Origin of the sequence: Kocuria sp. CCUG 69068, assembly GCF_020833785.1 — a bacterium.
GTDB classification, from domain to species: domain Bacteria; phylum Actinomycetota; class Actinomycetes; order Actinomycetales; family Micrococcaceae; genus Kocuria; species Kocuria rosea.
Genome location: NZ_PDDL01000054.1, coordinates 1 through 25470, shown reverse-complemented (window position 1 = coordinate 25470; position 25470 = coordinate 1). Strand labels below are relative to the sequence as shown.

At 74.6% G+C, this 25470-nt stretch carries 21 protein-coding genes and 1 pseudogene; 11 read left to right on the top strand and 11 right to left on the bottom strand.

All coding sequences use genetic code 11. The features are described from left to right. The 4 genes and pseudogenes from CRM73_RS11425 to CRM73_RS11410 form a co-directional block, all read right to left on the bottom strand. Window positions 1-423 (bottom strand): annotated as a pseudogene (locus CRM73_RS11425) (peptidase M24); the annotation flags it as partial. Beyond that, window positions 420-2447 (bottom strand): DUF6807 family protein, encoded by a 2028-nt coding sequence (locus tag CRM73_RS11420; RefSeq protein ID WP_095650263.1) that lies wholly within the window; start codon window positions 2445-2447, stop codon window positions 420-422. The pseudogene CRM73_RS11425 and the gene CRM73_RS11420, both read right to left, overlap by 4 nt. 112 nt (window positions 2448-2559) lie before the next feature. Next, window positions 2560-3834, bottom strand: coding sequence for an ABC transporter substrate-binding protein (locus tag CRM73_RS11415; RefSeq protein ID WP_043739617.1), 1275 nt, complete (start codon window positions 3832-3834; stop codon window positions 2560-2562). Between the two features lie 148 nt (window positions 3835-3982). Further along, window positions 3983-5116, bottom strand: a complete 1134-nt coding sequence (locus CRM73_RS11410) for a mandelate racemase/muconate lactonizing enzyme family protein (RefSeq protein ID WP_095650264.1) — start codon at window positions 5114-5116, stop codon at window positions 3983-3985. 215 nt (window positions 5117-5331) lie between these two features. On the opposite strand from CRM73_RS11410, the gene CRM73_RS11405 reads away from it, so the two are divergent. From CRM73_RS11405 to CRM73_RS11395, 3 genes are read left to right on the top strand one after another with little or no spacing between them, the layout of a single operon-like run. Beyond that, window positions 5332-6204, top strand: coding sequence for a methylenetetrahydrofolate reductase (locus CRM73_RS11405; RefSeq protein WP_229587759.1), 873 nt, complete (start codon window positions 5332-5334; stop codon window positions 6202-6204). A gap of 17 nt (window positions 6205-6221) precedes the next feature. Beyond that, window positions 6222-7076: a formyltetrahydrofolate deformylase gene (gene purU, locus CRM73_RS11400; protein WP_035923823.1), complete on the top strand. Its 855-nt coding sequence runs from the start codon at window positions 6222-6224 to the stop codon at window positions 7074-7076. A 57-nt stretch (window positions 7077-7133) separates the two neighbouring features. Further along, the gene (locus CRM73_RS11395) at window positions 7134-8543 is read left to right on the top strand and encodes an aminomethyltransferase family protein (protein ID WP_035923410.1); all 1410 of its coding nucleotides are present in this window, start codon (window positions 7134-7136) and stop codon (window positions 8541-8543) included. Here the strand turns inward: CRM73_RS11395 and CRM73_RS11390 are convergent. From CRM73_RS11390 to CRM73_RS11380, 3 genes are read right to left on the bottom strand one after another with little or no spacing between them, the layout of a single operon-like run. Then, the gene (locus CRM73_RS11390) at window positions 8540-10642 is read right to left on the bottom strand and encodes a bifunctional chorismate-binding protein/class IV aminotransferase (protein ID WP_229587758.1); all 2103 of its coding nucleotides are present in this window, start codon (window positions 10640-10642) and stop codon (window positions 8540-8542) included. The genes CRM73_RS11395 and CRM73_RS11390 overlap by 4 nt on opposite strands. Window positions 10643-10649: 7 nt before the next feature. Then, window positions 10650-11360, bottom strand: a complete 711-nt coding sequence (locus CRM73_RS11385) for a FadR/GntR family transcriptional regulator (protein WP_095650268.1) — start codon at window positions 11358-11360, stop codon at window positions 10650-10652. Between the two features lie 45 nt (window positions 11361-11405). Further along, complete coding sequence (locus tag CRM73_RS11380; RefSeq protein ID WP_017834682.1) at window positions 11406-11789, bottom strand: hypothetical protein; 384 nt, start codon at window positions 11787-11789, stop codon at window positions 11406-11408. Between the two features lie 136 nt (window positions 11790-11925). Here CRM73_RS11380 and CRM73_RS11375 point away from each other — a divergent pair, with 136 nt between their 5' ends. After that, window positions 11926-12246, top strand: coding sequence for a putative quinol monooxygenase (locus CRM73_RS11375; RefSeq protein WP_017834683.1), 321 nt, complete (start codon window positions 11926-11928; stop codon window positions 12244-12246). An 82-nt stretch (window positions 12247-12328) separates the two neighbouring features. Continuing rightward, window positions 12329-13126: an IclR family transcriptional regulator gene (locus CRM73_RS11370; RefSeq protein ID WP_017834684.1), complete on the top strand. Its 798-nt coding sequence runs from the start codon at window positions 12329-12331 to the stop codon at window positions 13124-13126. Between the two features lie 21 nt (window positions 13127-13147). Here the strand turns inward: CRM73_RS11370 and CRM73_RS11365 are convergent, their stop codons facing one another. Both CRM73_RS11365 and CRM73_RS11360 read right to left on the bottom strand, forming a co-directional pair. Next, window positions 13148-14746, bottom strand: a complete 1599-nt coding sequence (locus tag CRM73_RS11365; protein ID WP_229587757.1) for a GMC family oxidoreductase — start codon at window positions 14744-14746, stop codon at window positions 13148-13150. Further along, entirely contained in the window at window positions 14743-15357 is a 615-nt protein-coding gene (locus tag CRM73_RS11360) for a hypothetical protein (protein ID WP_017834686.1), read from the bottom strand. Before CRM73_RS11360 ends, CRM73_RS11365 begins: the two co-directional genes overlap by 4 nt. Window positions 15358-15487: 130 nt before the next feature. Between CRM73_RS11360 and CRM73_RS11355 the strand changes: the two genes are divergently transcribed. Then, window positions 15488-15925 (top strand): GNAT family acetyltransferase, encoded by a 438-nt coding sequence (locus tag CRM73_RS11355; RefSeq protein WP_017834687.1) that lies wholly within the window; start codon window positions 15488-15490, stop codon window positions 15923-15925. 7 nt (window positions 15926-15932) lie between these two features. Here the strand turns inward: CRM73_RS11355 and CRM73_RS11350 are convergent, their stop codons facing one another. Beyond that, entirely contained in the window at window positions 15933-16859 is a 927-nt protein-coding gene (locus CRM73_RS11350) for a DUF5996 family protein (protein WP_109221395.1), read from the bottom strand. Window positions 16860-17066: 207 nt separating this feature from the next. Here CRM73_RS11350 and CRM73_RS11345 point away from each other — a divergent pair, with 207 nt between their 5' ends. Together CRM73_RS11345 and CRM73_RS11340 are read left to right on the top strand one after the other, a co-directional pair. After that, window positions 17067-18527, top strand: a complete 1461-nt coding sequence (locus CRM73_RS11345; RefSeq protein ID WP_229587756.1) for a DHA2 family efflux MFS transporter permease subunit — start codon at window positions 17067-17069, stop codon at window positions 18525-18527. Between the two features lie 199 nt (window positions 18528-18726). Next, a complete protein-coding gene (locus CRM73_RS11340) occupies window positions 18727-20307 on the top strand; it encodes an alpha/beta hydrolase (RefSeq protein ID WP_229587755.1) in 1581 nt (526 codons plus the stop codon). A 210-nt stretch (window positions 20308-20517) separates the two neighbouring features. Here the strand turns inward: CRM73_RS11340 and CRM73_RS11335 are convergent, their stop codons facing one another. Next, the gene (locus CRM73_RS11335) at window positions 20518-21480 is read right to left on the bottom strand and encodes a DMT family transporter (RefSeq protein ID WP_229587754.1); all 963 of its coding nucleotides are present in this window, start codon (window positions 21478-21480) and stop codon (window positions 20518-20520) included. A gap of 93 nt (window positions 21481-21573) precedes the next feature. Here CRM73_RS11335 and CRM73_RS11330 point away from each other — a divergent pair, with 93 nt between their 5' ends. From CRM73_RS11330 to CRM73_RS11320, 3 genes are all read left to right on the top strand, one after another. Beyond that, a complete protein-coding gene (locus CRM73_RS11330; protein WP_035923394.1) occupies window positions 21574-22749 on the top strand; it encodes a sorbosone dehydrogenase family protein in 1176 nt (391 codons plus the stop codon). A 229-nt stretch (window positions 22750-22978) separates the two neighbouring features. Then, entirely contained in the window at window positions 22979-24160 is a 1182-nt protein-coding gene (locus CRM73_RS11325) for a glycosyl hydrolase family 8 (RefSeq protein ID WP_126349750.1), read from the top strand. A gap of 119 nt (window positions 24161-24279) precedes the next feature. Continuing rightward, entirely contained in the window at window positions 24280-25455 is a 1176-nt protein-coding gene (locus CRM73_RS11320) for a DUF418 domain-containing protein (RefSeq protein WP_136341661.1), read from the top strand. The last annotated feature ends 15 nt before the right edge of the window (window positions 25456-25470 follow it).

The following is a 25470-nucleotide window of genomic DNA, read 5'->3' as shown; positions in this document are numbered from 1 at the left end:
CGCGGCGTCCCGGCACAGCTGCGCGTAGCGCTGCGCCTCGCCGGGGAGCAGCGAGGCCCGCGCCGCCCGCAGCGGTGCGGCGACGCACTCCTCGGCGGCCACGGCCATCGCGCGCGCCCCGGGGAACCAGTCCTCCGGCGCCGTGAGGGACCCGTGCCAGGGCACCTCGTGCAGCCGGAGGCCCGCGGGCAGCTCCTCGGCCACCAGGCGGGCGGCCTCGTTGGCGGAGGTCACGACCTCGTCACCGTCCCGGTGCACCAGGACCGCGGCCACCGGCGGACCGGCGAGCGAGACGTGCACGCGCGCGCCGTCGAGGTACCAGGACACGGCGGAGTGGCTCTGCAGCAGCACGGCGTCCACCCCGTGCGCGTCCAGCACCCGCAGGACCCGCCGGCGCTTCTCCGCCCGCTCCGGGGCGCTCACGCGGTCCGGCCCCGGGCCGCGTCCCCGAGCAGGGCCTCCACCCGGGGGGTGTCGAGACGGCCGTCGACGACGAGCACGCGCACCTCCCGCTCGACCGGCCGGTCCGTCGTCGTCGTGACGGGCGCGTCCCAGGCCAGGGCGAGACCCACCCCCGGGTACCCGGCGTGCCGGACGAACCAGGGGTCGGCCGAGTCGTCGCCGCGCCGCAGGACGAGGGTCGCGGGGCGCCCCGCGAACTCGGCGGAGAAGGCGAGCCACGGGGAGGTGCTGCCGTGCACGGCCTGCTCGCCCGCCGCGTCCGCGGTGAACACGTCCGCGTCGGTGCAGGCGGGGAGTCGCCAGAAGAATCCTCCGTAGCCGCCGCCGGCCCGCCCGTTGGAGCCGGGGCTGCCGAGCCGCACCGGGTGGTCGCCGGCGGGGGAGAGGCGGAAGCGCAGGCCGAGCTCCCAGGCGCGCTCGTGCACGGGCCGGAACGTCCAGCGGCGCTCCTCGGTCAGCACCGCGGCGCCGTCCGGGCCCGTCCAGGCGAGCTCCTCGTCGAGGCGGTCGTCGGCGTGGTGCGCCGCGACCCGGAGCACGCGGCCGTGGTCCTCCCGCCACACGTAGCGCTGCGCCTCCCGGGTGTAGGTGCGCCCGCCCCAGAAGTTGAGGCCGTCCACGTCCTGGAGCGCCGTGCCGACCCCCAGGTGCCAGACGTGGTCCAGGGGCTGCTGGTCCGTGAGGACGACGCCGCCGAGGGTCCGCACGGGGTGCAGGAACGGGCGGGGGGAGGAGGTCGGGGCGACGTCCTCGCCCGTGCGGACCTGCGCCACCTCGCGCTCGCCGAGGAGCACGCTCCCGCTCGTGGCGGCGGGTTGCGCCCAGGGGGCGCCCAGGCCGGCGAAGTCCGACTGCGCCCTGACCGCCCGCACCGCCCAGTCCTCGATCCCGTCGAGGACGGCGCGCGGCGCCGTCCCGTCCTCCTGGTGCCAGCGGACGTGCTCGGGGGCGATCGGGACGGGGTCCGGGGCGGTGCGGACGGCGTCCAGCACCCGCACGAAGGCCCCCGTGGCGACCAGCGGGCACAGCAGCGCGGTGCCCCGGGCCCGGGCGTCGATCAGGTTCTCGAGCAGGTTCGTGCGCCCGGACTCGACAACCCGCGTCCCCTCCGGGCCCGTGACGGTCAGCCGGTCCTGGGTGTAGTGCAGGACGGCCTGCCCCTCCGTGCCCTCCACGGTGATGAACGGGTCCTGCTGCTCGGCGGCGCACAGGGTCAGGGCACACGTGACCGGGATCCCGGCCGCGGTGCGCACCCGGACCACCGAGGTGTCGTCGGACTCGATGGCGTTGGCGCGGTAGAGCTCGGTGCTCAGCTCGGCGACGTCCTCGCGGGTGCGGGCGCCGGCGAGGTGCAGGGCGGTCATCACCGCGTGGGCCAGCGGGTTGGTGACCACGCCGTCCACCACGTCCACCCCGCCGATGCGGCGCCGCCCTGCCCACGGGGACCGGGTGAAGTAGTCGGTGTCCCGGGACCAAAGCCCCGTGGCGCCCACCGCGCGCAGCCGCCCGATCTCCCCGCTGGCGAGCAGTCGCTCGACGACCTCCAGGGAGTGGGAGCCCAGGCTCTGGAAGCCCACCTGGACGAGCCGGTCCGCCGCCCCGGCGGCCTCGAGGAGGCGGTCGAACTGGTCGAGGCTGGCCACGGGGGGCTTCTCGAGCAGGACGTCGGCCCCCATCCGGAGGGCGGCCAGGGCGAGGTCGAAGTGGGTGTCGATGGGGGTGGAGACCACCACGACGTCCACGTCCGGGCCGGCGTCCTCCAGCTGCGCCAGGTCGCCGAACATGGGCACGTCCGGTCCGAGCACCCCGTCGTCGTCGACCCGCCGGTCGACGGCCGCCACCAGGCGGACACGGCCCTCCTCCTCGAGCCGGCGGATGTTCGCGAGGTGGCGTCCGCCGAAGCCGCCGATCCCCACCAGGCAGACGCGCACGGGTCCCTCCGGCGCGGTGCGGGCGGCGGGGGCGGACACGGTCTGGGTCTGCACAGGTTCTCCTGGATTCGGCGGGCGGGTTCGGCGGGCGGGTTCGGCTGTCGGAGGCAGGTGGAGCCGCGGGCGCCGGACGGTGCCGTCCGGCGCCCGCGGAGTGTGCGGGGGGTCAGCTGATCGCCGACTCCATCTCGGACATCATGCGCTCGGCGGCCTCCTCGGGGGTCGAGCGCTCGAAGAGCACGTCGAGCTCGTAGCGGTAGATGATCTCCTGCAGGGTGCTGAAGCCCAGCGGCGGGACCGGCAGCGCCTCGCCCAGCTCGGGCTGGATCTCCTCGACGAACTCCGCGGCCGCGGTGTCCGCCTCGCTGAGCTCGGGCAGCACGGCCTCGCGCACCGTCTCGTTGGCGGGCAGGCCGCGGTCCGCGAGGTTGATCTTGCCGGCCTCCTCGCTGTTGACCATGAAGTCGATGAACGCCTTGACCTCCTCGGGGTGCTCGGTGCGGGCGGAGGCGGACATGAACATGGCCGACTTCTGGAAGAGCTGCGCGCCGCCCTCGGTGCCGTCGGTGCTCGGGAAGCGGAGCGGGACGAGCTGGTTGCCGGACGCGGCGTTGAGGGCGCTCAGCTGGTTGGTCCACCACATGCCCATGGCCGCGCCGTTGGTGCCGGTGAGCGACTGGTCGGGGCCCGGCTCCTGGTCCTCCGTGACCACCGAGGCCGGGGGCAGGGCGCCGTCCTCCATCATCTGGTGCCACATGCCCAGGTAGCCGGCGGCGTCGCTCGCCTCGAAGCCGAGCTGCCCCTCGGGCGTGGTGAGCTCCTTGCCCTGCTGGCGCAGCCAGATCTGGAAGCCGGCCGGCTCGTTCGGGCCGCTGGTGCCGTGGACGTCCGTGTTCTCGGCGATCTGCTGGGAGACCTCGGAGAAGTCGTCCCAGGTCCACGTGGAGTCGTCCGGCAGCTCGACCCCGGCCTCCTCGTAGATGGTGGGGTTCGCCATCATCGCCATCACGTTGACGCCCGTGGCCACGCCGAAGAGGCCCTCCTCGGTCCGGCCGCTGTCCACGACGCCCTCGTCGAGCTCGGCGACGTCCACGTCGGAGAGGTCCAGCAGCGCGCCGTTGTCCGCGTACTCGCGCAGGTACTTCTCGTCCATCTGGATGATGTCCGGGGCGTCGCTGGAGGCCGTCTGCGTGGCCAGCTTGTCCCAGTAGCCGCCGAAGTCGCCGTACTCGCCCACGATGGTGACCCCCGGGTTCTGCTCCTCGAAGGCGTCGATGATCTCCTGCGTCTGCTGGTGGCGGGTGTCCGAGCCCCACCAGGCGAAGCGCAGCTCGACGTTGCCGTCGGCGTTCGCATCGTCGGCGCCGCCGCAGCCGGTCAGGGCCAGCGCCGACACGCTGAGGACGGTGGCGGCCTTCGCGAGGGTTCCCGTTCGCTTCATGCTGATCATGTCTCCTATGGGTCGAGGCAACGCCTTCTGGAAAGCGTTTTCCCGAGGGTAGCTGTGACCTGCCTCACGGGTCAAGGGCTCGCTCGGATTTCGTCGGCCGTGTCGCGCCGGCGCCCGCCGGGGGCGCCGGCCGCGGTGCCTACGACCGGCCGAAGGCCACGCTGTCCGTGGTCCAGGCGCGGGCCTGGCCGGTGAGCGTGACGCCCAGCCCGGGGCGGTCGGGGACGAGCATGCGCCCGTCCCGGGTCTCCAGGCGCTCCTCGAAGAGGGGGTCGAGCCAGTCGAAGTGCTCCACCCACGGCTCGCGCGGATAGGCCGCCGCCAGGTGCAGGTGGATCTCCATGGCGAAGTGGGGGGCCAGGCCCAGTCCGCGCTGGTCGGCCAGGGCGGCCAGGCGCAGGAACTGGGTGATGCCCCCCACGCGCGGGGCGTCGGGCTGGATGATGTCGCAGGCCCGGGCGTCGATGAGCCGGACGTGCTCCGCGACGGAGGCGAGCATCTCGCCGGTGGCGATCGGCGTGTCCAGGGCCGCGGCCAGCTGGGCGTGGCCCTCGGCGTCGTAGGCGTCCAGGGGCTCCTCGATCCAGACGAGGTCGAACTCCTCCAGCCGGCGGCCCATGCGCAGGGCCGTGGCGCGGTCCCACTGCTGGTTGGCGTCGACCATCAGGGGCACGTCCGCGCCGATGTGCTCGCGGACGCCCGCCACGCGGCGCAGGTCCTCGGCGGAGTCGGGCAGGCCCACCTTGATCTTGATCCCGCCGATGCCCTCCTCGAGGGAGCGGGTGGCGCGGTCCCGGACCTCCTCCAGGGAGGCGTTGAGGAACCCGCCGGAGGTGTTGTAGGTCCGCACGGAGTCCCGGTGGGCGCCCAGCAGCTTGGCCAGCGGCAGCCCGGCGCGCTTGGCCTTGAGGTCCCAGAGGGCCACGTCGATCGCGGCCAGCGCCTGGGTGGCCACTCCGGAGCGGCCCACGGAGGCGCCCGCCCAGAGCAGCTTGTCGTACACCCTGGCGATGTCGTTGGGGTCCTCGCCGATCAGGCCCTCCGCCACCTCCTTCGCGTGGGCGTACTGGGCGGGGCCCCCGGCGCGCTTGGAGTAGCTGAAGCCCATCCCGGTGTGCCCCTGCGCCGTGCTGATCTCGGCGAAGAGGAACACGACCTCGGTCATCGGCCGCTGCCGGCCGGTGAAGACCTTGGCGTCGGAGATCGGGGTGCTCAGCGGCAGGGTGGCGGTGGAGAGCTGGACGTGGCGGACGGTGTCCGGGGTGTACGGCATGGCGGGATCCTCGAGGGTCTCGGCGTCGGCGGTCAGAATGAATAATACAAATAAATAACTTGTATGACTAGTATCTCGGGAGCCACCCCGGGGTGCCCGGCCCCGAAACACTCTGTACATAGTTATTGTGACCTGCAACACTGGCGGCGAGACCGTGTGAACCCCGTGCCCGCGCCGCGCCCCCCGGGCACGCGCCGCGGAAAGGATGTGGACCGATGCCGATCGACCCGCCCCACGCCGGACCGGCCGCCGCGCTGCTCCGGGACTTCTCCCTCGAGATGACGGGCAAGGACGTGCCGGCCCTGGAGGAGGCCGCCGCCGTGGTGCCTGCGGGGACCCGGATCAACGTGACCTTTCTCGGCAACGAGGACCTGGGCATGCGCGTGGCCGCGGCCCGCGCGGTGCGCGAGCACGGCTTCGTCCCCGTGCCCCACTTCTCGGCGCGGAGGCTGCGCTCCCAGGGCGAGCTCGAGGAGTTCCTCGCGGCGCTCGCGGAGATCGGCGCCGCCGAGCACGTGTTCGTGGTGGGCGGGGACCCCGAGACCCCCGAGGGCCCCTACCCGGACTCCCTCTCCGTCATCCGCACCGGGGTGCTCCCGCGGCACGGCGTGCGGGGGGTGGGCGTCAGCGGCTACCCGGAGGGCCACCCCGGCATCGACGACGCCGCCCTCTGGTCCGCCCTGACCGACAAGACGGCCGCGATTCGCGAGCAGGGCCTCGAGCCCGAGATCATCACCCAGTTCGGCTTCGACAAGGACCCGGTCCTGGAGTGGCTGGCCGAGGTGCGCCGCCGCGGCGTCGACACCCCGGTGCGGATCGGGGTGCCGGGGCCGGCGGGCGTCCGGCGGCTGCTCGGCTACGCGCGCCGCTTCGGCGTGGGCACCTCGGCGGGGATCGTCCAGAAGTACGGCTTCTCCCTGACGAACCTGCTGGGCACCGCGGGCCCGGACCGCTTCCTGCGCGACCTCGCCGCCGGCCTCGACCCCGCCGTCCACGGGCAGGTGCTGCTGCACTTCTACACCTTCGGCGGGCTGCGGGCCACGGCCGAGTGGGTCCGCGAGTTCGGGACGGACGGGGGGATCCCGTGAGCGCGGCCCGCCCGTCGATGCTCCGCCCGGACCACGCCAGCCTCGTGGTGCACGGCCGGGACCAGCCGGGGATCGTCGCCGTCGTCACCGAGGTCCTCGCCCGGCACGGGGCGAACATCGTGGCCCTCGACCAGCACTCGGACGACCCCGAGGGCGGGGCGTTCTTCCAGCGCACCGTCTTCCACCTGCCCGGCTACCCGGCCCTGCGGCCGGCGCTCGAGCAGGACCTCGGCGCGGCCCTCGCGGACGGGTTCGAGCTGGAGTGGCGGTTCACGGACCTCTCGGTGCCGCGGCGCGTGGCGATCTTCGCCTCGAAGTCCGACCACTGCCTGCTCGACCTCGTCTGGCGCCAGCGCCGGGGCGAGCTGCCCATGACGATCTCCATGGTCGTCTCCAACCACCCCGACATGGCCGAGGACGTCCGCGGCTTCGGCATCCCCTTCTTCCACGTCCCCACCCAGGACAAGGCCGCGGCCGAGGCGGAGCACCTGCGCCTGCTGCAGGGCAACGTCGACCTCGTGGTCCTCGCCCGCTACATGCAGATCCTGTCCTCCACGTTCCTGACCGAGGTCGGGGTGCCGGTGATCAACATCCACCACTCGTTCCTGCCGGCCTTCATCGGGGCCGAGCCGTACCGCAAGGCCAAGGAGCGGGGCGTGAAGATCATCGGCGCCACCGCGCACTACGTCACCGAGGACCTCGACGAGGGTCCGATCATCGAGCAGGACGTGGTCCGGGCCTCGCACCGGGACTCCGCGCAGGAACTCGCCCGCCGCGGCGCGGACGTGGAGCGCCAGGTGCTCTCCCGCGCCGTGCTGTGGCACTGCCAGGACCGGATCATCCGGCACGACCGCCAGACCATCGTGTTCTGACCCCCGCCCCGGCCGCGCCGTCGTGGCCGGGACACCACCGCAGAGAAGGAGTCAACCGTGGCACCCCGCACTCTCCAGGACGTCCTCGACGCCTCGAACGGCACCGTCGAGCTGCTCCGCAACTCGCAGATCGGCGCGTACGTCTACCCCGTGGTCGCGCCCGAGTTCCACAACTGGCGCAGCGAGCAGAAGGCGTGGCGGGAGACCGCCGTGCTCTACGACCAGTCCCACCACATGGACAACCTGTTCATCCGCGGCAAGGACGCCCTGCGACTGATCTCGGACACCGCGATCAACAGCACGAGGACGTTCCCCGTGAACAAGGCGAAGCAGTACGTGCCCACCACCCCGGCCGGCCACGTCATCGGCGACGGCATCCTGTTCCACCAGGAGGAGGACGAGTACGTCTACGTGGGCCGCGCCCCGGCCGCCAACTGGCTGCTCTACCACGGCGAGACCGGCGGCTACGACGTCGACATCGAGGTCGACCGCCGCTCCCCGTCCCGCCCGATGGGCAAGCCCGTGGTCCGGAAGTACTGGCGCTTCCAGATCCAGGGCCCCAGCGCGTGGCAGATCATCGAGAAGCTCAACGGCGGGCCCCTCGAGCAGCTGAAGTTCTTCACGATGGACCGCATGAGCGTGGGCGGCGCCCGGGTGCGCACCCTGCGCCACGGCATGGCCGGCGCCCCCGGCCTGGAGATCTGGGGCCCCTACGAGTCCTACGACCAGGTGCGGGCCACGATCCTGGAGGCCGGCGCCGAGTTCGGCATCGTGCCCGTCGGCGCCCGGGCGTACCCCTCGAACACCCTCGAGTCGGGCTGGATCCCGTCCCCGCTGCCGGCGATCTACACCGGGGAGGGCACGGCGGACTACCGGAGGTGGCTCGGGGCGGACAGCTACGAGGCCACCAACGCGCTCGCCGGCAGCTTCGTCTCCGAGAACATCGAGGACTACTACCTCACGCCGTGGGAGCTGGGCTACGGGTCCTTCGTGAAGTTCGACCACGACTTCATCGGCCGCGACGCCCTGGAGCAGGTCGACCCCTCGACCCAGCGCCGGAAGGCGACCCTGGCCTGGAACGCCGAGGACATGACGAAGATCTTCGCCTCCCTGTTCGACACCGAGGGCCCGGACTACAAGTACTTCGACCTGCCCCTGGCCAACTACGGCTCGTCCAACTACGACGCGGTGGTCGACGCCGACGGCCGCACGGTGGGCCTGTCCATGTTCACCGGCTACAGCTACAACGAGCGCAAGGGCCTGTCCCTGGCGACCGTCGACCCGAACGTGCCCGAGGGCACCGAGCTGAAGGTCGTCTGGGGCGAGCCGGACGGCGGCAGCCGCAAGACCACCGTGGAGCCGCACGAGCAGCTCGAGGTCCGGGCCGTGGTCAGCCCCGTGCCCTACTCCGAGGTGGTCCGCAAGGACTACCACGGGGGGTGGCGGACCGCCTCGGCGAAGGGCTAGCCGAGGAGCGGTCCGAGGGCGCGCAGCACGGGCCCGGGCTCCCACCGCCCGAGGCCGTCGACCGCCCCGACGGGGTGCACGCCCGCCACCGAGTTGGTCACGAACACCTCGGTGGCGCGGGCGAGCTCCGCCCACGCCACCGGGCGCTCGCGGACGTCCGTGCTGGCGGCGCGCAGCGCCGCCAGCACGCGGGCGCGCACCACCCCGGGCAGGATCCGGCCGTCCGCGGGCGGGGTGAGCACGGCGCCGTCGACGACGACGAAGACGTTCGCCCGGCCCGTCTCCAGGAGCATGCCGTCCGCGTCCACGAGCAGCGGGTCGCAGCTGCGCGACCACAGCCCGGGGACCGGCTCGTGGGCGAGCACCCGGCGGTCCGCCCACTTGTGCCCCCCGAGGCCGCCGGGCAGCCGGACGGGGACGAGCCGCCACGGCGGCACCGGCTCCGGGGGGAGGGCCGTGGCCGTGACCGTCACGGTCACGGCGCCCCCCGGGGCGGGCACGGCCGTGATCCGCAGCCGGTGCGGACCGGGCAGCGCGGCGGCCCGGTCCAGCACCTCGCCGCGGACGCCTGCGGGCAGGGCCGCACCGCAGCAGGCGAGGCAGCTGGCGCCGAGCCGGGCGAGGTGGGCCTCGAGGTCCACGGGCGCGCCCTCGCGCACGAGCAGCGTGGTGAACACTCCCTCCTCCCGGGCCGGCGGGAGGACCGGCAGGGCCGGGAGGAGCTCGAGCACGGTCGCGGGCCGGTGCCCGTCCCAGTCCCGCCGGAGGTCCTCGTCCAGCACGGCCCCGACGGCGTCGAGCAGGGGCACCGCCTTCACGAGCGTCTCGTGCGCCTCGTCCGCGGGGTCGGAGTCGGCCACGATCCCGCCGCCCACCCCGAGCCGGACCCGGTCGCCGGTGAACTCGAAGGTGCGGATCGCCACGTTGAGCACCAGACCGGCCGGGCCCGCGCGGCCGATCGCCCCCGTGTAGACCTCGCGGGCCGCGGGCTCGAGCGCGTTGACGATCTCCATGGCCCGGATCTTGGGCGCACCCGTGCAGGACCCCGGGGGGAACGTGGCCCGCAGCAGCGCCCCGTCCCCCAGCCCCGCGGGCAGCCGCCCGTGCACGTCCGCCACCAGGTGGTGGACCCCGGTGTGCGGCTCGACCCGGGGCGTGGCCGGGGCGCGCACCGACCCGGGCACGCACGCCCGGGAGAGGTCGTTGCGCATCAGGTCCACGATCATGACGTTCTCCGCCCGGTTCTTCGCCGAGCCGTGCAGCGCCGCGGGGTCGCTCGCGGCCGGTGCGGTGCCCTTGATCGGGGACGTCAGGACCGTGCGCCCGGTGCGGCGCAGGAACAGCTCCGGGGACAGGCTCGCCACCGCGGCCCCCTCCGGGAGGCGCAGGAACGCGGCGAAGCGCGGGGCCAGGGCCTCCTGGCCGGCGCAGAACAGGTCCAGCGGGTCGCCCCGGAAACCGGCCTCGAGACCGCGGCAGACGTTGGTCTGGAAGACGTCGCCGTCGCGGATGTGGCCCAGCACCGCGGTCACGGCGGCGGCGTGCGCGGCGGCTGAGGCGTCGGCCGTGAAGGGCCCGCACCGGTAGGGCGCCGGTGCGTGCGGGGCGTCCGGCGCCGTGCGGGCGAGCTCCCGCGCGGCCGCCACCCGGGCCGGGTCCGTGCCCGGCAGCCACTCGAGCACCCAGGCGCCGTCCGCGGCGCGGTGGCGCAGGACGTGGTCGTAGTACCCGAGGTGGTGGTCCGGCAGCCGCGCGGGGCGCGGCGGGGCGGTGGGGAGCCGCTCGAGGCGCCGGGCCAGCTGGTAGCCGAGGTAGCCGATCCAGCCGCCGCCGAAGGCCGCCTCCTGGGGGTCGTCCGGCGGGGGATCCCCCTCCGGGGTGGCACCCGGCAGCGGGGCGTCCGGCAGCGGGACCCGGGCGTCCAGGGCCGCGAAGGGGTCCTCGCCGGCGCCCAGCACCCGGAGCGGCCGCACACCGATCACGGTGTCGCCGCCGGACCAGTCGCCGAACAGCCCCACCAGCCCGGGCTGGTCCCGCAGGGCCCGCAGCATCTGCACCGGGGACAGGCGGACCCCGGTGAGGACCTCCTGCGTCGTCACGGCCGCCTCAGCCGTTCCCCGGGGCGGTCGCGGACGGCCCGTCGCCCGCCTCCGCCTCGAGCCGCCACCGGGAGTTCGCCAGGTGCGCGCGCATCGCCGCCGACGCGGCGAGCGGGTCGCGGGCCCGGATCGCGTCCAGGACCGACCGGTGCTCGGCGGCGACCCGGGCCGCGCGCCCGCCGCCGGGGGCGCCGTCCAGCCGGCGCGGCGGCATGGTGATCATGGCGGGCCCGAGGCCGGTCAGGGCGTCCACGTAGTACGGGTTCCCGCTGGCCTCCGCCACGGTCCGGTGGAACTCGAAGTCGTTCTCCAGGGACGCGGCCGGGTTGTCGACCTCCTCCTCGGACCGCGCCAGGGCGTCCTCCATCCGGGCGAGCTGGTGCTCCTCCCGCGCCGTGGCCGCCAGCGCCGCGGCCTCGGACTCGACCCCGGTGCGGAAGGCCAGCAGGCGGCGCCGGTCCTGCAGGGTCCGCACCGGCCGGCTCGTCCCGCCGGGCGCGGCCGGAGGGGTCAGCACGAAGCTTCCGCTGCCCCGCCGGGTGTGCACGAGTCCCTCCGCCTGCAGCCGGGCGACGGCCTCGCGCACCACCGTGCGGCTGACCCCGTGCTCCGCGATCAGGGTGCTCTCGCTGGGCAGGCGCTCGCCGGGGGAGATGCGCCCGTCCACGATGCGCGCCCGGAGGTCGTCCACGAGGGCGGAGGTGAGGTTGCGGCTCATGGGGACATGATCCCACCCCGGGAGCGGCCCCCGCAGCCCGGGGCGTCAGGGCCGGCGGCCGACCTCCTCGACCACGCTGCGCCCCGTGCCCGCCCGGGACTCCCAGGCCCAGGTCTCGTGCAGGCGCACCCTGCCGTCCCCGAGCACCTCGATGCGGGACGTGCACGCCCCGCCGGCGGTCTCCCCGGCACGGTCCAGGTGCGAGTAGCGGAAGCTCAGCCCGTCCCCGGCGCGCGTGCCGACGAGGAAGCCCCGGCGCACCGAGCCGCCCGCGTACTCGGCCCACACGAGGTCGTCCTCCTGGTGGTAGTCGAAGACCGTGTCGGAGCCGACGTCCCCGTCGGCGGCGTTGGACACGCCCACGAACGTCCTCCCGTCGAGGTCCACGGCGTCCGGCGCGGTCGGCGGGGTGCGGTGCAGATCGGTCATGGGTCCACCGTACGGTGCGCCGGGCGCCGTCGTTATCGGTCCGCGATAACCTCCCTTGGCGGGCCCTTCCACGGGCCGCGACACTGGCACCGAGAGTCCCGGGGTGAACCGGGACGTCCGCGAGAGGGGAGCAGGGATGATCTTCATCGTCGTCAAGTTCAAGGTGAAGCCGGAGTGGGCCGACCGCTGGGTCGAGTTCTCGAAGGAGTTCACCGAGGCCACCCGCGCGGAGCCGGGCAACCTGTGGTTCGACTGGTCCCGCAGCGTGGAGGACCCGCACGAGTTCGTGCTCGTCGAGGCCTTCGCGGACGACGGCGCGGGCCCGCACGTGAACAGCGACCACTTCAGGAAGTTCACGGCGGAGGCGCCCCAGGCGCTCGTGGAGACCCCGCAGATCATCAGCGAGCAGATCTCCGCCTCGGGCTGGAACCGGATGGGGGAGATCACGGTCGGCTGACCGTCCGACGGCGCGCCGCCGGCCCGGGAGCGAGGCTCCCGGGCTGTTGGCATGTGCAACCCGGCACGCCACAATGTGAGGCATGACCGCACGCGACACCGGCATGGCCTCCGTCCAGAAAGCCTTCGCCCTCCTGGACGTGGTCGCGCGGGATCCCCGGGGCGCCACGGCCAAGGACATCAGCACCGAGCTGGGGATGCCGCTGCCCTCGGTCTACCGGCTGCTGCAGACGCTCGTGGCCTCCGAGCACGTGGTGCACCTCCGGGACCAGCGCCGCTACGGTCTGGGCTACAAGCTGCACGCGCTCGACGCCTCGCTGCGCCAGCAGGTCGCGACCCCGGCCACCGTGCAGCGCGCGGTGCGGGAGCTGCACGGGAGCGCCGACGCCGCCGCGTACTTCGCGGTCTACCGCGGCGACGCCGTGGTGGTGGCGCACGTGGTCGACTCCCCGCGCCGGCCGCGCATCGACCCCATGGACTTCGGCTTCACGGGCGGCGCGCACGCCACGGCCTTCGGCAAGATCCTGCTCTCCCGCATGGACGACGACGAGGTGGCGGACTACCTCGGCCGCCACGGGATGCGCCCCCTGACGGACCGCACGCTCACCACGCCGGACGAGCTGGGGCGCGAGCTCGGGCGGGTGCGCGCGGAGGGCGTCGCCGTGGAGCGCGAGGAGTTCGTGCCCGGCGCCTCGTGCCTGGCCGCGCCGGTGGTCGACTCCGCCGGGCGCACCCTGGGCTCCGTGGCCGTGTCCCTGCGGCCCACCGACTTCGAGCGGCGGCACCGGGCGATCGCGCCGGTCCTGCGGGACGCCGCGGACCGGGTGGGACGGGCCCTGCGCGCCGCGGAGGGCTGCCCGGTCCGGTCCGCGACCGGCTGAGCAGCCCTCCACGTCCGGCGGCTACAGGTGGCGTCCCGCCAGCTGCTCGGCGATGTAGTCCGCCTGCCGGGCGGCCAGGGCCACGATCGTCAGCGTCGGGTTCGCCGCCGCGCCGGTCGTGAACAGGGAGCCGTCCGCGACGAACAGGTTCGGCACGTCGTGGGTCTGGCCGAACGCGTTGGTCACCCCGTCCTCGGGGCGCTCGCTCATCCGGGCCGTGCCCATGTTGTGCGTCGACGGGTAGGGCGGCGTGTGGTGCACGGAGGTCGCGCCCACGGACTCGTAGAGCAGGGACGCCTGCTGGTAGCCGTGGTTGCGCATCGCCACGTCGTTCGGGTGGTCGTCGAAGTGCACGTTGGGCACGGGCAGCCCCAGGTGGTCCGTCACGGAGGAGTTGAGGGTCACCCGGTTGCTCTCCTGCGGCATGTCCTCGCCCACCACCCACATCCCGGCGGTGTTCTCGTAGCCGTCCAGCAGGGCCGTGAACTCCGGCCCCCAGGAGCCGGGGTCCACGAAGCTGGCGAGGAAGGCGGGGCCCAGGGAGATCGTCTCCATGTAGTAGCCCCCGGCGAAGCCGCGGTCGACGTCGTGCCGGGACTCGTCCGCCACGAGCCCGGCCATCGTCTCGCCCCGGTACATGTGCACCGGCCGGTCGAACTGCGCGTAGATCGAGCCCGTGGTGTGCCGCATGTAGTTGCGGCCCAGCTGCCCGGAGGAGTTCGCGAGCCCGTCCGGGAACAGCGGGGAGCCGGAGAGCATGAGCAGCCGGGGCGTCTCGATCGCGTTGCACGCCACCGCCACCAGCCGTGCCCGCTGCCGCTGGACCCGGCCCTCGCCGTCGACGTAGAGCACGCTGTCGACCAGGCCCTTCTCCGTGTGGGTGATCTGCACGGCGTGGCAGTCCGGGCGCAGGTCGAGGTTCCCGGTGCGCAGGGCCTTGGGGATCTCCGAGACGAGCGTGGACCACTTCGAGCGGTTCTTGTCGCCCTGGAAGTTGAACCCGTCCTGGACGGACGCCGGCCGCCCGTCGTAGGGCTCCGCGTTGGTCCCGTAGGGGCCGGTCGCGTAGTGCCGGTAGCCGAGCTTCTGCGCGCCCGCGGCGAGCACCTTGTAGTTGTTGTTCGCGGGCAGCGGCGGCCGGCCGTGGCGGTGGGTGCTGCCGATCTTCTGCTCGGCCCGGTCGTAGTACGGGGCGAGGTCCTCCAGGCCGATCGGCCAGTCCAGGAGGTTGGCGCCGTCGACGCGCCCGTAGACGCTGCGCGTGCGGAACTCGTGGGCCTTGAACCGGGGCGTGGCCCCGGACCAGTGGGTGGTGGTCCCGCCGACGGCCTTGACGATCCACGCCGGGAGGTTGGGGAAGTCCCGGGCGATCCGCCACGACCCCGTGGTGGTGCGCGGGTCCAGCCAGGCCATCTGGTGGAAGGCCTCCCACTCGTCGTTGACCCAGTCCTCGCTGGTCAGGTGCGGCCCGGCCTCGAGGAGCACCACCTTGACGCCCTTCTCCGTGAGCTCGTGGGTGAGGGTGCCTCCGCCGGCTCCGGAGCCGATGACGACGACGGCGGAGTCGTCGTCGAGCTCGATCCGTGCGGCGCGCTGCTGGTCCTGGGGCGTGGTGGTCATGCGGTCTCCCCGTGCTCGATGACGTCCGACCCCTTGAAGAGGTCGCTGAAGGGCTGCTCGGTGGTCTCGGAGGCGCCCTGCTGGTCCAGGTTCCACCCCTCCTTGGGGGCCGCGGTCGCCACCGGGTAGCCGAGGGGCCCGCACTCGGCCAGCTCCTCCTCGGACTCCTCGACGCGCGGGTCCGGCAGCCAGTCGAGGTCGTCGAAGCCGCGGTGCAGGTAGCCGCCCTTCGAGAAGGACTCGCCCTCGTAGCCCAGGGCCTCCCACACCTCGTGGTCGTCGTAGAGGTGCAGCACGGTGGTGCGGCGGATGAAGCCGAAGAACTCGAGGTCGGCGATCCGCTTGAGCACCTTCAGCGCGGCGTCGTCGGACAGCTCCACGAACGGTGCGTCGCTGAGCGAGTTCAGGGTCAGCAGCCCCTGGGTCAGGGCCATCCGGAACCACGTGGAGTCCTCGGCCTCGGCGGCGATCTTCTCCGCCATCCGTTCGTACGGGCCGTCGGGGATCCGGGGGTGGGGGAACGCCACCCGGATGACGCGGGTGAGGGTGCGCTTCGCCTCGTCCGTCAGGGCGAGGGCGTTGAGAGCGGAGTACTTCGCGGGATAGACCATGGGTCTCCTCCTCGTCGGCGGTGACGGGTGTGTCTCAGAGTGTGAGCCAGCGCACGTCCGCGGGCCAGGGCCGTTATCGCAGGACGAGAATCGGCGCCCGTGAGAGCATGGGCCGACCGAAGGAGGCCGTGTGATCGTCGAACGACTGCCGGAGCACCTGCACGAGGACGCCGTGTCCCTGTGGGAGGAGGCGGGGCTGACCCGCCCCTGGAACGACCCGCGGGCGGACCTGGACCGGGCGCTCGCCGGCCCGACCTCCACCGTCCTGGCCGCCGTCGAGGAGGGGCGTCTCGCCGGCACCGCCATGGTGGGCCACGACGGCCACCGGGGGTGGGTGTACTACGTGGCCGTGCACCCGTCCCGCCGGGGCCAGGGGCTCGGCCGCGAGCTGATGGTCGCCGCCGAGGGGTGGGTGGCCGGGCGCGGCATCCCGAAGATGCAGCTCATGGTGCGCAGCACGAACACGGGGACCCGGGAGTTCTACGAGCGGATGGGCTACGCCGTCCAGGACACCGTGGTGCTCGGGAAGTTCTTCGACCCCGAGCGGCAGGCCCGGCAGAGCGGCTGAGCCCGGCTCAGCGCAGGGGGTCGGTGACGCCCTGCGGGCAGTCGTAGCGGGCGAAGTCCCAGGCGCTGCGGCGCGCCCCCGCCCGGTAGGCGCTGTCCCAGAACTCCAGGACGGCGCCGTGCGGATCGGGCAGCGCCCGCACGTCGTCGTAGCGCAGGACCGCGAGGTGGCTGCCGCCGCGCTCGCGCCAGGACGCGGCGGCCGGCCGCAGGGGCTCACCGGCCAGCCCGTCGGGCTCCGGGGCGGTGTAGGAGTAGAAGGCCGGTTCCGGGAACGTGGGGTCCCCGAACCAGAACCCGGAGCTGATGACCTCCCGGGAGTAGGCCTCCCGGGTGACGGGGTCCGTGCCGGGCGGGGGATCCACGAAGCGGTCCGCGAAGCGCGTCACGGCGATGTCGAACGTGTGCCAGAAGTGGTGCACGGGGCTGGTCTTCCCGGACCAGCCGGCCGCGAACTCCTCCAGCAGCAGGTTCACCTGGCCGAGGACCTGCCAGTAGCGGGTGACAGCGGCGGTGTCGTAGGCGGCGTGCTCGGTGTCGGCGCCGAACGGGCGCCCGGAGTCGGGCAGGTCGAACGGGTGGGGACGGGCGATCGTCACCTCCACCCCCACCGCCTCCAGGGCGTGCAGGACCCGGGCGTGGAACTCGGCGACGGACAGCCCCGGCAGGGCGAAGGAGTGCCGGGCCCCGGCGGCGGTGCTCACGTCGAGGCGGTGGTCCAGGAGGTCGAGGTCGACGGCGAAGACCGGGTCCCGTCCCATCGGCCGGGTGGTGATGCCGCGGCCGGTCAGGTGGAACGGCACGTTCCACCAGTGGTTGCGCCGCGGCGCGGACGCCAGCCGCACCTTGCCGACCACCTGCGCGAACCGGTGGAGGGTGTCCAGGGTGTCCCGCCAGGACTCGTAGGGCATCTCGGGGAACGCGACGTGGGTCATGGTGGCCTCCTGCGCCCCAGTGTGCTGCCCCACCGGGCGGTCCGTCCAGGGCGCCCGGGGCCGCGGGCACGGGACCGGGGGTCCTCCCGGTGGGACACTGGGCGGGAACGATCCGGTGACGGCGCGGGGTGCTCCGGCGGGGCCCCGTGCCCGACCCCGTGCCGGACCCCGGGACCGACCCCGGTACCGAGGAGGAACGAGCTGCCCATGGTGCGATCCTCCGGCGACGGCCCTCCGTCCGAGCCGCTGGCCTGGGGTGAGCGGCGGGCTCGCTGGGTGCTGGCCGCCACCGTGCTCGGCTCGGCCCTGACGTTCATCGACACGACGGTGGTGAGCATCGCCCTGCCGTCCGTCGCCGCCGACCTGGGCGCGGGGAGCACCGGCCTGACCTGGGTGGTCAACGGGTACACGCTGACCCTGGCCGCCCTGGTCCTGCTCGGTGGCTCGCTGGGGGACCGGTACGGCCGGCGCCGGATCTTCCTGATCGGCGTCGGCTGCTTCGCCGGGGCCTCCGCGCTGTGCGGCCTGGCCCCGGACGTCACCGTCCTCGTCGCCGCGCGGGCCGTCCAGGGGATCGGCGGCGCCCTCCTGGTGCCGACCGCGCTCGCGATCCTGCAGGCCTCCTTCGCCCCGGAGCACCGCGCCCGCGCCATCGGCGCCTGGTCGGGGCTCACAGGGGTCGCCTCGGCCGTGGGGCCGTTCGCGGGCGGCTGGCTCGTCCAGACCACCTCGTGGCGGTGGGTGTTCCTGGTCAACCTCCCGGTGGCGCTCGCCGTGGCGCTGATCGCCCGCCGGCACGTCCCCGAGTCGAGGAACCCGGCGGCGTGCCCGCAGCTGGACGTGCCCGGCGCGGCGCTGCTGGTGGCCGGTCTCGGGGCGCTGACGCTCGGGCTGACCACCGCGTCCGGCGACGACCCGTCGGTGCCGGCGGCGGGCGGGGCGCTCGCGGCCGGGGCCGTCCTGCTGGCGGCGTTCCTGCTCCGGGAGCGGCGTGCGAGGTCCCCGCTGCTGCCGCCCGCCCTGTTCCGCCGGCGCCTGTTCGTGGCGGCGAACGTCATCACCTTCGTGGTCTACGCCGGCCTGGGCGCGGTCTTCTTCGTCCTCGTCGTCGCCCTCCAGGTGGGGGCCGGGTTCTCGCCCGTGGCCGCCGGGCTGTCCCTGCTGCCCGTCACCGTCCTGATGCTGCTGCTCTCGCCGTCCGCCGGGGCCCTGGTGCACCGGGTGGGTCCGCGACTGCCGATGACGGCCGGTCCGCTGGTCGCCGCGCTCGGGGTGCTCCTGCTGGGGCGGGCGGGACCCGGGGCGCACTACCTCCTGGAGGTGCTGGTCCCGGCCGCGGTGTTCGGTGCCGGGCTGACCCTGCTGGTCACGCCGCTGACCGCCACGGTCCTCGGCGCGCTGCCCACGGAGCAGGCCGGGCTGGCCAGCGGGGTCAACAACGCCGTGGCGCGCACGGCGGGCCTGCTCGCGATCGCGGCGATCCCGCTGGTGGGCGGGCTCGGGGAGACCGGTCTCACCGACCCGGCCCGGCTCCGTGCGGGCTTCCCCGTGGTCATGGGGCTGTGCGCGGGCCTGCTCGCGGCGGGCGGGCTGCTGTCCGCCGTGGTCCTCCGCCCGCCCGGGGCGCGGGGCGGGCCGGGCGGTCTTCGCGCCACGACACATCCTTGACCGCCCGATCGGCACGCTCCTAGCCTGAAGCCCCTGGTGGCACGGCGGTGAGGGGTGCGGAGGCCGGGGTCTGCGGGGCGCGGGGGCGTCCGGGGGCCCGGCGGGCCGCGAGGCCGGTGGCACGGGTCATGACGTGCGCGTCCGCGCTCGTGCTCGCGCACCGGCGTCCGGCCGGTCCGACCGAAAGCAGTGGTGAGCCATGCGTGCTCCCGAGAACGACCACCGCCCCGCCTCCGGCCCCGGTCCCCGCGACCGGAGGCGCCGGCGCACGCGCCGGGCGGGCTCCGCACTGGCTCTGGCCGTGCTGCTGGCGACCGCTCCGGCGGCCGGGACGGCCACGGTCGCCGCGCCGCCGCCCGGCGTCCTCGTCACCGCCCAGGTGCCGCCCGGGCTCGAGGACTTCTACGCCCAGCAGCTCGTCTGGACCCCGTGCGGGGCGGCGGCGGAGTGCGCCCTGGTGCAGGTGCCGCTCGACCACGAGAACCCGGCCGCAGGGCAGATCCAGCTGGCGGTCACCCGGGTGCCGAGCACCGACCCCGCCGCCCGGCAGGGTTCCCTGCTCGTGAACTTCGGCGGCCCGGGCGGTTCCGGGACGGCTTCGATCGAGGCGTGGGCGGCGGGTCTGGACCCGCGCGTCCGGGCCGCGTACGACATCGTGGGCTTCGACCCGCGGGGCGTGGGCAGCTCCACCGCGGTGGAGTGCCTCGATGACGCCGCCATGGACGCGAGCCGGGCCACCACGGTCGACCCCGACACCCCGGAGGGCCTGGCCCAGGCCGTCGCGGCGGCCGAACGGTTCGCCGCGGCGTGCGCGGCGAACACCGGCCCGCTGCTCGGCGAGGTCGACACGGTCAGCGCCGCCCGGGACCTGGACATCCTGCGGGCGGTGCTCGGCGACGAGGAGCTCGACTACCTCGGCTACTCCTACGGCACCCGGCTCGGCGCCACGTACGCCGACCTCTTCCCCGAGCGGACGGGACGGTTCGTGCTGGACGCGGCGGTGGATCCGTCCCTCGACGGCTCCGAGATGATCCTCGACCAGGCCGCCGGCTTCGAACGTGCCCTCCGGGTGTACGTCGAGTCCTGCCTGCCCCTGGACGGGTGCCCGTTCGAGGAAACCGTCCAGGAGGGGATGGCCGAGATCGAGGCCCTGCTCCGGCAGACCGAGGTGCAGCCGCTGCCGACCGCCGACGGGCGGCCGCTCACCGTGAATGACGCCGTCAGCGGGCTCATCAAACCGCTCTACGACTCGCGCATCTGGTGGTTCCTGACCCAGTCCCTCACGCTGGCCACGGAACACGGGGACGGGACGGGCCTGATGCTCCTCGCGGATCTGGCGTACGGCCGGGGACCCGACGGCACCTACGCCAACTCCAGCGCGGCGAACATCGCGATCAACTGCCTCGACATCCCCGAGGACGACGACCCCGCCGCGATGGCGGCGCTGGACGCGCAGCTGCAGGAGGTGTCCCCGACCCTCGGTGACTGGTTCAGCCACGACGAGGTCACCTGCGGGGCCTGGCCGCACGAGCCCGTCGGCGTGCCCGCCCCGATCGACGCCGCCGGTGCCGGGCCCATCCTCGTGGTCGGCGGCACGGGGGACCCGGCCACGCCCTACGCGTGGTCGCAGGCGCTGGCCGCGCAGCTCGAGGGCGGGCACCTGCTGACCCGGGTGGGCGAGGGGCACGGATCCTACGTGAGCGGCAACCGGTGCATCGACGAGACGGTCACCGCTCATCTCCTCGAGGGCGTGCTGCCCGCGGAGGAGCGGATCTGCTGAGCCGGAGGGCCCGCGGCGGAGCGGGCAGAAAGCGGCCGGTACGAGATCGCCCCCGCACCGGCCCAGCCACCAGGGAAATCAGGAAGATCCGGCGGCCTCGCCCCATCCTACTGAGACCCCGGTCACGGATCACCCCTTGATTTTCCCGACCGCGTGCGAACCGGCGCGGGCCGCCGCCGCCGATCGACCAGGAGGACGCCCGGCGGCAGCTCATGAAGAACCGTGACGGGCTCCGCGGCCGCTGCGGCGTGGAGCGACTCCGCCCGGGCGGGACCGGCCGGCGTCCCGGCGGCGGAGCCCGGCGCGGGGCAGGCCCGGCAGCTGTCCCGCCAGGGACGCGACGAGGGCCAGGCCGAAGCCCGCGGCCTGGAGGCCCGTGAGCGTCTCGTCCAGCAGCAGGAGGCCCAGGGCCGCGGCCGTCACCGGAGTCAGCGGGATCAGCAGGGTCAGGCTCGTAGCCGGCACGCGCCGGCCGGCGTGGAACCACGCGGCGTAGGCAATGGCGCCGCCGGGCAGCGCCAGCCAGGCGTAGCCGAGCACGGCCGGCAGGTCCAGGACGAAGGCGCCGGTGTCCAGCAGGGGCACGAGCGGGGCGATCATCAGACCGCCCAGGGTCAGCTGCCAGCCGGTCGCCGCGAGCCCGCTCATGCCGTCGGGCAGACCCCACCTGCGGGTCAGGACCACCCCGGCGGCCATGACCGCGGTCCCGGCGAAGGCCGCGGCGAGCCCGAGGGCGTCCAGGGTGACGGTCCCGGCGAACACGGCCACGGACACGCCCGCCACCGCGGCGAGGGCCCACAGCATCCGGGGCAGCGGCGTGCGCTGCCGGAAGGCCAGCAGCAGCAGGAGCGCGGCGACCAGGGGCTGGGCGGAGCCCACGACCGCGGCGAGACCGCCCGGCAGGCGGTAGGCGCCGAGGAACAGCAGGGGGAAGAACGCCCCGAAGTTGAGCAGCGCGAGCACCGCGAACCGTCCCCACCAGTCCCGCGGCGGCCGCTGCCGGGTCAGGGCGAGCAGCAGCAGCCCGGCGGGGAGGGCCCGCAGGAGGGAGGCGGTCATGGGCCGGTCCGGCGGCAGCAGCTCGGTGGTGACCACGTAGGTGGTGCCCCACACGACCGGCGCCACGGCGCCCAGGAGGATCAGCCGGGCACGACCGGCCGGGGCGTGGTCCACCGGCGCACCTCCGATCCGCTCCGCGCCCCGTCCGGGGCAGGATGCCCCGATCCTACGGGTCCGGCCCGGCGGCGACCGGAGTAGATTGCCACCATGGACATCCGCGGGGGGATCGTGAGCACGCTGTCCGTGCTCGTGCTGCTGCTGAGCGCCTGCGCCCCGGAGGGCGGCGGGACCGTGGCCACCGGCGAGCGCCTGGGCGCCCCGGCGGACGCCCCCGCCCTCGACGTCGAGGTCGTCGTGGACGAGCTCGAGCTCGCGTGGGACGTGGCCCGCACCCCGGAGGGGACCGTGCTGGTCACCGAGCGGGGCGGCCGGTTGCTGGCCCACGACGAGCAGGGCACGCGGGAGGTCGCGGCCGACCTGGACGACCTGTTCGTGGGCAGCGAGGCCGGGCTGATGGGCCTGGAGGTCTCCCCGGACTTCGGGCGGACCCGGGAGATCTTCCTGTGCCACGCGACGCGCACCGGGGACGGCCTGCCGCAGGACGTGCGGGTCACCCGCTGGCGGCTCGACGAGGGCGCCGCGGCGGCCGAGCGCACCGGGACGGTCGTCGACGGCCTGCCCATCAGCTCCGGCCGGCACAGCGGCTGCCGGCTGCGCTTCGTCCCGGACGGCACGCTCCTCGTGGGCACCGGGGACGCCGCGCAGGGCGCGAACCCGCAGGACCCCGACTCGCTCGGGGGCAAGACGCTGCGGCTGCACCCCGACGGCACGGTCCCGGAGGACAACCCGTTCGCCGACCGGGACGGGCCCGGGGCCGCCGTCCACACCCTGGGCCACCGCAACGTCCAGGGCCTGGCGGTGCAGCCCGGGACGGGCACGGTGTGGTCGGCGGAGCACGGCCCCGGCACCGACGACGAGATCAACGTCCTGGAGCCCGGCGCCAACTACGGGTGGGACCCGGCGCCCGGCTACGACGAGTCCGTGCCCATGACCGATCTCGAGGAGTTCCCGGACGCGCTCCCGGCCGCGTGGTCCTCCGGGCGCCCGACGGTCGCCCTCAGCGGGGCCGCCTTCCTCGAGGGGGACCAGTGGGGGGCGTGGGAGGGCGCCCTGGCGGTCGCGGAGCTGAAGAACACCGGCGTGGGGGTCTACCGGGTCGAGGACACCGCGGTCACCGGGCTGACCCGCATGGCGGAGCTGGAGAACGACTACGGCCGGCTGCGCTCGCTGACCCTCGACGACGAGGGCGCGCTGTGGGTCACCACCTCCAACGGCGACGACGACGCCGTCCTGCGCGTCACGGCGAGCGCCGGCGACTCCTGAGCGGGGCGCACGACACGCCGGAGGGCGCCGGTGCCGCCCGCCCGCCGGGCGGCTCCGGTTGACTGGCGCCTGACACCGTCCCCCGAACGGCCCCTGCGGAACGGTCCCCCCGGTGACGCGGCCCCCGACCTCGTCACGATCCCCCTCCCGCACCCCCACCCCCACCCCCACCCCCACCCCCACCCCCACCCCCACCCCCACCCCCCTCTCGGGCCCAGGGAGTTCCCCCATGCACCGCCGCACCCTTCTCGCGCTGGGCGCCGCCCTCGCGACTGTCCCCGTCGCCGCCCCGACGACCCCCGCACAGGCAGGAACCACGCTCAGCCCGAGCAGCACGACGCAGCGGCAGCTGGACGCCGCGATCCGCACGCTGTGGGCCGACTGGACGTCGCTGCTGCGGCACGACGCGGCCCGCGGCTGGTGGGCCGTCCGTGCCGATGCCCAGAACGGGGCCAACCCCTACGTCGCGGAGGGGCAGGGGTACGGGCTGATACTCAGCGCCCAGCTGGCGCCCCTCGACCCCCGGGCCCGCGGCTACGTCGACGGGATCACCCGCTACGTCCTGGACCACCCCTCCCGGATCGACCCGGGCCTGCACGCCGCCGAGCAGGACGACCGCATGGTCTCCCACCACGGCCGGGACAGCGCCACCGACGGCGACCTGGACCTCGCCATGGGGTGGCTGATGGCGCACCAGCGGTGGGGCTCCGGGGGGACGTACGACTACCGGCGGCTGGCCCTGACCCGCATCGCCGCGATCAAGCGCTCCCTGATCTCCCCCACCACCGGGCTCGTCGAGCTCGGGGACTGGTCCAACGGGGCCTGGCAGAACGTCTCGCGCCCGAGCGACTGGATGATCGGGCACTTCGGGGCGTTCCACCGCGCCACGGGGGACGTGAGCTGGGCGGCCGTCTGGGGGCGGCACCTGGCCGCGGTCCGGCGCCTGCAGTCGGTCCACGCTCCGCGCACCGGCCTGCTCCCGGACTTCACCGTGGGCTCCGCCTCGACCATCGCCCCCGCCCCGGCCCACACCCTGGAATCCGGCCACGACCGGCACTACTACTACAACTCGTGCCGCGTCCCGCTGCGGCTGGGGGCGTCCCGGCACCCGGAGGCCCGGGCCGCCGCGGCCCGCATCTCCGGCTGGGCGCGGACGAAGTGCGGCGGTGATCCTGCCCGGCTGCCCTCCGGCTTCACCCTGGACGGAGCGACGCTGCCGGGCGGGGGCTACCAGGACCTCGCGTTCATCGCGCCCCTGCTCGTGGGTGCCCGCTGGGGCGGCGACCAGGCCTGGCTCGACGCCCTGGGCCGCTGTCTGGCGGCCCGCACGGAGTTCACGTCCTACTACTCCAGCTCGATCCAACTGCTGTCCATGGTGAGCGTCTCCCGCGCCTACGCCCTCCACCCCTGAGCCGGCGCGGACCGCCGTCCGGCGCGTCGCCCCCAGCCCGGTCGACGGCGGACCGCCGCCCCGCCGGGCTCCGCCCCGGGGCGGATCCGCCGCGTGCCGGGGCCGGGCAGAGTGGACCCATGCCCGCTCCCGCCCCCTCCCGCATCGCGGCCCTCGACGTGGCCCGCGGTCTCGCGATCCTCGGCACGCTCGCCACCAACATCTGGATCTTCAGCCACCAGGGCGGCTTCCTCGGCTACCTGACCGATCCGCTGGCCGGCACCGCCGGCGGAGCGGCGCGCGCTGCCCAGGCGCTGCTGATGGCCGCGGCCAACGGCAAGTTCCTGGGCCTGCTGATGCTCCTCTTCGGGATCGGCCTCGCCGTCCAGCACGCCTCCGCCCGGCGGCGCGGACTCGCGTGGCCCCGGTCCTACCGGGTGCGGGCGGGGATCCTGTTCCTGGACGGGCTGCTCAACTACCTGCTGATCATCGAGTTCGATGTCCTGATGGGCTACGCGCTCACGGGGATGGTCGTGGCGTGGCTGGTGACCACCTCGGAGCGGGTGCAGCGCGGCGTCGTCCTGGCGTGCGCCGCCGCGCACGTCGCGGTGATCGGCGCGCTGACGGCCGTCCTCCTCGTCGTCCCCGCCGGGGACCCGGCCGAGGCCCTGGCCCGGCCGAACCCCTACGCCGACGGCACGTGGTGGGAGCTCGTGCTGCTGCGGCTGGACGCCGTCGTCCTGTTCCGCGCCGAACCCGTCCTGATCCTCGGACTGGGAGTGGTCATGTTCCTGGCCGGGCGGTTCCTGTGGCGGGCCGGTCTCCTCGTCCCGGACGGGGGCCGGTGGCGGCGGCGGCTCATGATCCTGGGCCTGGGGGCCGCCCTGCCCGTGGACCTCGGCCTGAACGTCCTGGGCGGTCAGGCCGGTGCCTTCTTCGCCCGCTACACCACCGCCCCGGTCGTGGCGCTGGGTCTGCTGGCCCTCGTGGCCCACCTCGGTGTGCGTCGCCCCGGACAGCCGCCGTCCTGGGCCGCACGGAGGCTGGCAGAGGTCGGCCGGACCGCCCTGAGCTGCTACCTGCTGCAGAACCTCCTGGCCTCGGCGCTGTTCTACGGCTGGGGCGCGGGCCTGGCCGTGGCCGCGGCCCAGCACCGGCTGCCCGCCACGGTGCTCGGCTGGCTGCTGGTGTGCGCCGCCGTGCTGGTCTTCGCGCACCTGTGGCTGCGGCGCTTCCCGCGCGGCCCGCTGGAGGAGCTCACAGCGCGCGCCGCCGGCGCGCGCCGGGCCCCTGCGGCCGTGGCCCGCCAGAGCTGAGACCTCGGACCCCGG